The organism is Pelorhabdus rhamnosifermentans (assembly GCF_018835585.1).
In the GTDB taxonomy this organism is placed as follows: Bacteria; Bacillota; Negativicutes; order UMGS1260; family UMGS1260; genus Pelorhabdus; species Pelorhabdus rhamnosifermentans.
Window position 1 is genome coordinate 1 of record NZ_JAHGVE010000102.1, and the last position, 494, is coordinate 494.

The following is a 494-nucleotide window of genomic DNA, read 5'->3' on the forward strand; positions in this document are numbered from 1 at the left end:
GCAACTAAGATCTTTTTGACGCGCGTGGCAAGCGCTTCGATTTGCTGTTGGGCAAAGGGCCAAATGGTAATGGGACGGAAGAGTCCGATTTTGATGCCTTGAGCGCGGGCTTGATCAACGGCTGCATAGGCTGTACGAGCGGTACCACCAAAGGCGATGACGGCGTATTCGGCATCTTCGAGACGATATTCTTCGTAGGTGACAATGTCATCAAGATTGTCGGATAGTTTCTCATTTAAGCGATCCATCTGGGCAACGGTGGCGGCAGGGGAACCGTTGGGGAACCCGCTTTCGTCATGAATGAGTCCTGTGACATGATAACGGTAACCGGCACCGAAGGGCGGCATGGGACAGATTTTATCGCTGTCGGCATGATAAGCCTGGTAGCTTCTGGATGGTTTTTCTGTCGGCTGTTTACGCAGGGGCTGCTTGATACTGTCGTAGTTATCAGGGAGCTCGATTTTTTCGCGCATATGGCCGACGATTTCGTCCAT

At 52.0% G+C, this 494-nt stretch carries 1 protein-coding gene; it reads right to left on the minus strand.

Annotation, left to right across the window (positions count from 1 at the left end; translation table 11 throughout):
* Positions 1-494 (minus strand): transketolase C-terminal domain-containing protein (locus Ga0466249_RS25960; protein ID WP_281422715.1); only part of this gene is annotated, 494 nt, incomplete at both ends.